This window comes from Pseudomonas sp. Sample_24, from assembly GCF_004307605.1.
Lineage (GTDB): Bacteria > Pseudomonadota > Gammaproteobacteria > Pseudomonadales > Pseudomonadaceae > Aquipseudomonas.
In genome coordinates this window covers 1-6,376 of sequence record NZ_RCNW01000409.1, presented here as the reverse complement: position 1 = coordinate 6,376, position 6,376 = coordinate 1, and the positions used below count along the sequence as shown (strand labels likewise).

Annotated in this window: 7 protein-coding genes; 3 read left to right on the top strand and 4 right to left on the bottom strand. The window is 62.0% G+C overall.

Annotated elements, in window-relative coordinates; genetic code table 11:
• The first annotated feature begins 138 nt into the window (after positions 1-138).
• Positions 139-774 carry a pseudouridine synthase gene (locus D8V06_RS23740; RefSeq protein WP_130905824.1) on the top strand — a complete coding sequence of 212 codons (636 nt, stop codon included), beginning with the start codon at positions 139-141 and terminating at the stop codon, positions 772-774.
• Here the strand turns inward: D8V06_RS23740 and D8V06_RS23735 are convergent.
• The gene (locus D8V06_RS23735; RefSeq protein WP_056855782.1) at positions 769-978 is read right to left on the bottom strand and encodes a DUF2788 domain-containing protein; all 210 of its coding nucleotides are present in this window, start codon (positions 976-978) and stop codon (positions 769-771) included. The two genes, D8V06_RS23740 and D8V06_RS23735, sit on opposite strands and share 6 nt — an antisense overlap.
• Before the next feature lie 213 nt (positions 979-1,191).
• The gene (locus D8V06_RS23730) at positions 1,192-1,671 is read right to left on the bottom strand and encodes an Lrp/AsnC family transcriptional regulator (RefSeq protein WP_056855781.1); all 480 of its coding nucleotides are present in this window, start codon (positions 1,669-1,671) and stop codon (positions 1,192-1,194) included.
• Positions 1,672-2,136: 465 nt separating this feature from the next.
• Here D8V06_RS23730 and D8V06_RS23725 point away from each other — a divergent pair, with 465 nt between their 5' ends.
• Positions 2,137-3,162, top strand: coding sequence for a DUF6515 family protein (locus tag D8V06_RS23725; RefSeq protein WP_130931927.1), 1,026 nt, complete (start codon positions 2,137-2,139; stop codon positions 3,160-3,162).
• Here the strand turns inward: D8V06_RS23725 and D8V06_RS23720 are convergent.
• Both D8V06_RS23720 and D8V06_RS23715 read right to left on the bottom strand, forming a co-directional pair.
• Positions 3,144-4,052 carry a cation diffusion facilitator family transporter gene (locus D8V06_RS23720; protein WP_130931926.1) on the bottom strand — a complete coding sequence of 303 codons (909 nt, stop codon included), beginning with the start codon at positions 4,050-4,052 and terminating at the stop codon, positions 3,144-3,146. The genes D8V06_RS23725 and D8V06_RS23720 overlap by 19 nt on opposite strands.
• Positions 4,053-4,081: 29 nt before the next feature.
• Entirely contained in the window at positions 4,082-4,501 is a 420-nt protein-coding gene (locus D8V06_RS23715; RefSeq protein ID WP_056855778.1) for a hypothetical protein, read from the bottom strand.
• A 109-nt stretch (positions 4,502-4,610) separates the two neighbouring features.
• On the opposite strand from D8V06_RS23715, the gene hrpB reads away from it, so the two are divergent.
• A partial coding sequence (hrpB, locus tag D8V06_RS23710; RefSeq protein WP_130931925.1) for an ATP-dependent helicase HrpB occupies positions 4,611-6,376 on the top strand: 1,766 nt, incomplete at its 3' end.

Here is a 6,376-nt window from a genome sequence, read left to right as displayed (position 1 = left end):
CGCACCGAACTCAACTCGCTGCACTCGCGCAAACTGCGCAGCTTCGACGAGCCGCCGTTCCGCTAACGGTTGGTCATGGTCATTTGGCGGTCAGGCCACTAGCATAGTGGGCCCTGACCGTTAGATGTTCTCTTCGCCATGTCTCGTCCTCCACGCCCCGTTTCCCGCCGCCCTGGCGCGAAGCCTTCGCCTTCAGCCCCGCGCCGTGTCGCCAAGGCGCCACCCGCCGAACCGAAGCTGATCCTGTTCAACAAACCGTTCGATGTGCTGACGCAATTCAGCGACGGCGAAGGGCGCGCGACACTCAAGGATTACATCGATATCCCCGGGATTTACCCGGCAGGGCGACTGGATCGCGACAGCGAAGGGTTGTTGCTGTTGACCAATGACGGCCAGCTTCAGGCACGGATCGCCGACCCGAAACACAAACTGGCCAAGACTTACTGGGTGCAGGTCGAGGGCGAGCCGAGCGCCGAGCAGTTGCAGCGCTTGCGTGACGGCGTTGAATTGAACGACGGCATGACCTTGCCCGCCGAGGCGCGGCAACTGGATGAGCCTGAGCTGTGGCCGCGCAACCCGCCGGTACGCTTTCGCAAAAGCGTGCCGACCCATTGGCTGGAGTTGGTGATTCGCGAAGGTCGCAACCGTCAGGTGAGGCGCATGACGGCAGCGGTCGGCTTGCCGACGTTGCGGCTGGTTCGGGTCAGGATCGGTGACTGGACGATCCAGGGGCTCGATCAGGGCCAGTGGAAGGAAGTGCCGGCGCGTTTATAAGGTGCCGGATTCGATCATGCCGATCACTACACTCTTGATCACGAACGCGGCCACGCCCAGGCCCAGCACGAAGAACAGGATGAACGAGCCGAAACGCCCGGCCTTGGATTTCTTCGCCAGATCCCAGACGATGAAACCCATGAAAATGATCAGGATGCTGACCAGTCCGGTCATCATCCACTCTTCGAATACTGCAGGATCCATCGAACTTCTCCAGCGCGGGCGAGGCTAAAAGGGCGCGGGGAGTATACGCCCGGCAGGCGGCGTGCAGTATGGGCCTGCGGCGGTGTGTCGCAGCTATTCATCGCCCGGCCCGGCCCCATCGCTGGCGAGCCAGCTCCCACAGTGCTTTGTGTTGATCACAATATTTTGTCCAACACAAAACCTGTGGGAGCTGGCTTGCCAGCGATTGCGTAATTAGCTACGCAGATGAGTCAAAGGCAGTTCAGTGCTGTTCAACACCTGATTCAGCACGAAACTCGAGCGCACACTGGTCACGCCTTCAATCCGGGTCAAGTGACCGAGCAGCAGTTTCTGATAGTGATCCATGTCCGGCACCACCACCTTGAGCTGATAGTCGGCATCCATACCGGTCACCAGGCTGCATTCCAGCACCTGGGGCAAGGTGCGAATGGCCTGTTCGAAATTTTCGAAACGCTCCGGCGTATGGCGGTCCATGCCGATCAGCACGTAGGCCGTCAGGCTCAGGCCGAGCATCTTGCGGTCGAGCAGGGCGACCTGGCGGGAGATGTAGCCGTCGTCTTCCAGTTGCTTGACCCGACGCGAGCAGGGTGAAGGTGACAGGCCGATGCGTTCGGCCAGCTCCTGATTGGAGATGCGCGCATCGCGCTGCAATTCAGCCAAAATGCTCAGGTCGTAACGGTCGAGTTTGCTCATCAAACGATCCCTTGTCGTATCTATTGCGGCAGATTATCTATCCAGGGTTAAAAATTGCGCAAGTGATGTTTATTTCAGCAATCTTCGCAATCCTCTGCCGGCGCCACGAGCCTATTCTTATCACCAGAATCACTGCTCGGACAAACAGTCCAGTGCGACTCGCCCAATCAGGCCAGTCGCGGCCGCCACCCCCCACCGGGGATGCGCAGGCCTCCGAGCTACACACTGTCCAGAAGACGGCGTGAGGTGAGCCGACGTCAAAAGCGTCGAGCACGGACGAAGTTCTCAAGGGGAGGCCGACGGGTCTCCCCTTTTTCTTGCCTGAAATTTGCCGCCCGGGCCTCAATAAATAAGTTTCGCGACTGATAACCTGTTGCAGAACCGGCCTGTGCATTTCCAGTCTTACGTGTAGAAGCGAGCCTGCACAATTCATCCCGACAGCCCTAACCCGCAGTGAGGAATAGCATGAAATCGCGCATCTGGCGTTTGGCCGGTGTTGGTTTGCTGTGTGTCAGTGTCACTGCGCAATCGCTGGCCGATGAGCCGCAGAACCGTGGCCCCGACGGCGGGCAACGCGGCGACGGCGGTCGTCAGGGCAACAATAATCCGGGACATGGCGCTAACAATCAGCCGCGCCCGCAGAATAACGAGATCATTCGTGGCGACAACAGTCGCCAGTTCGAGCCTAACGGCCAGAATCAACCTCAGAACAACGGCCAATGGCAGAACCGTCCACCACCTGACTACAACAGCCGTGTGCGCTCGCCGCCGCCACCGCCGCAACTGCCGGCCAACGACTTGCCGATTCAGCCTCGGCCCGACACCGTGCAGCAAACCCAGGAACCGCGCCGTGGATACTACAAGGATGAACCGCGGCGCAATGACCCGAACCCGCATTGGAATGGCTACATCGGCGCACCGTCCAATGGCAGCAGCCAGTGGCAAGGTCGTCCGAGCGGTCACGGCAATGGCTGGGGACCTGGCCCGCAGTATCGGCCGGGGCATGTGATCGACCGCTTCCCGGATCGTGACTACCGGGTGCCCTATGGCGGTCGTGATTATTTCTATTCCGGCGGCTACTGGTATCGCCCGCAAGGCCCGCGCTATGTGGTGGTCCAGCCGCCACGCGGGATACGCATCCAGTATTTGCCCGACTATGCCCGTGAAGTCTGGATCGGCGGTTCGCTGTTGTTCCTGGCGGCTGGCTCTTACTACGCCTATCAGGAAAGCACGCAGGATTACGTGGTGGTCGAGCCGCCCGGACAGCCGCTGGCGACCGGCAATGGCTATGACGTGGAGGCTTACCCGGTCAACGGTCAGTCGCCGGAGCAGGTTAATCAGGACGGCTACGACTGCTATCGCTGGGCGGTGGAACAAAGTGGTTTCGACCCGCGCGTCGACACCTATCAACCGGACCCGACCGTGGTGCAAACCTACCGGCAGGCCCAGGGCGGGTGTCTGAGCAGTCGCGGTTATCGAGTGACGTTCTGAGCCCGGGCGGCATTGACCACTTCCTGCGGGTCGGCGTGCACCAGCACTTCGGCTCGAGGATAAGCGGCGTGAATCGCATCGGCGGCCTGATCGCTGATGCCATGGGCAACTGACAGGGTCAGTTCTCCCGGCAATTCCAGATGCAGTTGCACAAACCATTGGTTGCCGGAAATCCGTGTGCGCAGGTCATGGGCGCCCAACACCCCGGGCACGCTGCAGGCCAGTTCGAGCATGTGCTGGCTGACATCCGGCGGCAGTTCTTGATCCATCAATACCGCAAAACTTTCCCGGGCGATCTGCACCGCGCTCCAGAAGATGTACGCGGCAATTCCCAGGCCGAACCAGGGGTCGACCTGATGCCAGCCAAACCCGGCCAGCACCAGTGCGACCAGAATGCTGCCGTTGAGCAGCAAATCCGAACGGTAGTGCAAAGAATCGGCGCGCACCGCGTTGGAGCCGGTGGCCTTGACCACCCGATGCTGCAACATCAGCAGCGCCAGGGTCATCACCAGCGAAAAGACAATCACACCAATGCTGATCCACGGTGCGCCCACCGGTTCCGGATGCTTGAGCCGCTCGAACGCCTGCAACGCAATCAGCACCGCGCTACCGCCAATGAACAACGCCTGCGCCATACCCGCCAGCGACTCGGCCTTGCCATGCCCGTAGCGATGATCGTCGTCGGCCGGGCGCAAGGCGTAGTGCACGGCCAGCAGGTTGAGCAGCGAAGTCACGCCGTCGAGTGCCGAGTCGGTGAGCCCGGCGAGCATGCTCACCGAGCCGCTCAACCACCAGGCGATGGCTTTGGCGATGATCAGCGAGCAGGCCACCGCCACCGAGGCACGGGTCGCCAGCCGCAGCAGGCGGGCGTGTTCGGAGCTGGAGATCATGAGTGCGGCTATTCCTTCATGGGCACCGCTTACGCGGCGGGTTGCAGGCCGAGCAGGGCCAATTGCTGAGTGCTGCCCTTGTGCTGGATCAGGCGTGGATCGTCCAGCGGGAAATGGCGGCCGGTTTCACGTTCCAGAATAGTCTGCAACTTGAGGTTATCGACCTTGCCGTCGGCGCCGATAGCTTCCTTGAGTTTTTCCGGGGCGACTTGCGCGGTTTCTCCCGGTGCGTAGTAAATCGCGCCGGTGGCGAAGTCCACGGCAAACGCGATCAGGCCAGGCACGATGTAGAACAGCAGGCCCACGGCATCAAGCACGGCAATGGCCGGGTCGATCTTGCCGTCGATCTGGCCACGGCGGTCCGGGTAGAAAATCGAACCGCAAGCGGTGACTTGAGTCAGTAGCGTCGCGACCAGAACACCGCCGATCAGGCGAAAGGGAACACGCATATGAAATCTCCTGAGTTATCTCAAAACGAAACGTCGTCGATATGAATTAGGACCCTGACAAACGCCCGGCAGTTCGCCGTTATACTCGTGCCTCTGTTTTGGAGCCAGCATGATTTCTTTGCCGATTGATGAAGTTTTACCCGCCCTGCGTGAAGCCTTGGCCAAGCGCCACGAAGCCGTGCTCGAAGCACCGCCCGGCGCCGGTAAAACCACCCGCGTGCCTTTGGCCTTGCTCAATGAACCGTGGCTGGCGGGGCAGACCATCCTGATGCTTGAGCCACGTCGCCTGGCGGCGCGTGCGGCGGCGGAGCGGTTGGCCAGTGAGCTGGGCGAGAAGGTCGGCGAAACCGTGGGTTATCGCATTCGGCTCGACAGCAAGGTGGGCCCGAAGACCCGCATCGAAGTGGTCACCGAAGGCATCCTCACCCGGCGCTTGCAGGATGATCCGGCGTTGGAAGGCGTGGGCTTGCTGATCTTCGATGAATTTCACGAACGCAGTCTCGATGCCGACCTGGCGCTGGCCCTGAGCCTCAATGGCCGGGAATTGTTCCGTGACGATCAGCCGCTGAAAATCCTCTTGATGTCGGCAACCCTCGAGGGCGAACGCCTAGCCGGGTTGCTCGACGATGCACCGATCCTGCGCAGTGAAGGGCGCATGTACCCGGTGGCAATGCGCTGGGGGCGACCGTTCCAGGCCTGTGAATTCATCGAGCCGCGACTGGTGCAGACCATTCTCGAAGCCTTGAACGACGAAACCGGCAGCGTCCTGGTGTTCCTGCCGGGGCAGGCGGAGATTCGGCGTGTGCATCAGCAACTGGCCGACGCGCTGGGTGACAACCCACAGGTTTTGCTTTGCCCGTTGCATGGTGAACTGGATCTGGCCGCGCAACGTGCGGCGATCGATCCGGCGCCACCGGGCAAACGCAAGGTGGTGCTGGCCACCAACATCGCTGAAACCAGCCTGACCATCGACGGCGTGCGCGTGGTGATCGACGCCGGGCTGGCGCGGGTGCCGCGTTTCGATCCCGGCAGCGGCATGACCCGTCTCGACACCCAGCGCATCTCCAGGGCCAGCGCCACGCAGCGCGCCGGTCGGGCCGGGCGACTGGAACCGGGTGTGTGTTATCGCTTGTGGTCGCAGGATCAGCACGAACAACTGGCGGCCTATGGCAGTGCGGAAATTCTCTCGGCGGATCTGGCGGGGCTGGCCTTGCAACTCGGCCGCTGGGGCGTGACGCCTGGGCAATTGGTGTGGCTCGATGTACCGCCTGCCGCCGCGTATGCACAGGCGCAGGATTTGCTCGAACGTCTGGGGGCACTGGAAGGCGAAACGCTGACCCGTCACGGCCAGGCCATGGCCGAATTGCCGGCGCACCCGCGCATCGCCCATCTACTGTTGCGCGCTCAGGCGCTGGGATTGGCGGACATGGCTTGCGATGTCGCGGCGTTGCTTGGCGAACGCGATATCTTGCGCGGTGCCGGGGCGGATCTGCACAGTCGACTGGTGTTGTTGTCGGGTGAAGAACGAGCTGCCCGCGGCGCTCAGGGTGGCGTGCAGCGAGCCCGGCAACTGGCGCGGCAGTATCGCGGTTATCTGCGTGGCAAGGCGTCGGAACCGGTCGCCGACCCCGATCATCCGCGCTGGCTCGGCGCGTTGCTGGCGCTGGCCTATCCCGACCGCGTCGCCCAACAACGTCGTGCGGGCGGCGCCGAATATCGTTTGGCCAACGGTCGCGCTGCGTTGTTCGCCGAAGCGGACAGCCTGATGAAACAACCGTGGCTGGTGATCGCCGATCTGGGCAGTCGTCAGGGCCAGCGCGAGGAGCGGATTTATCTGGCGGCGGATTTTGATCCGGCGCTGTTCGATTCGGTGCT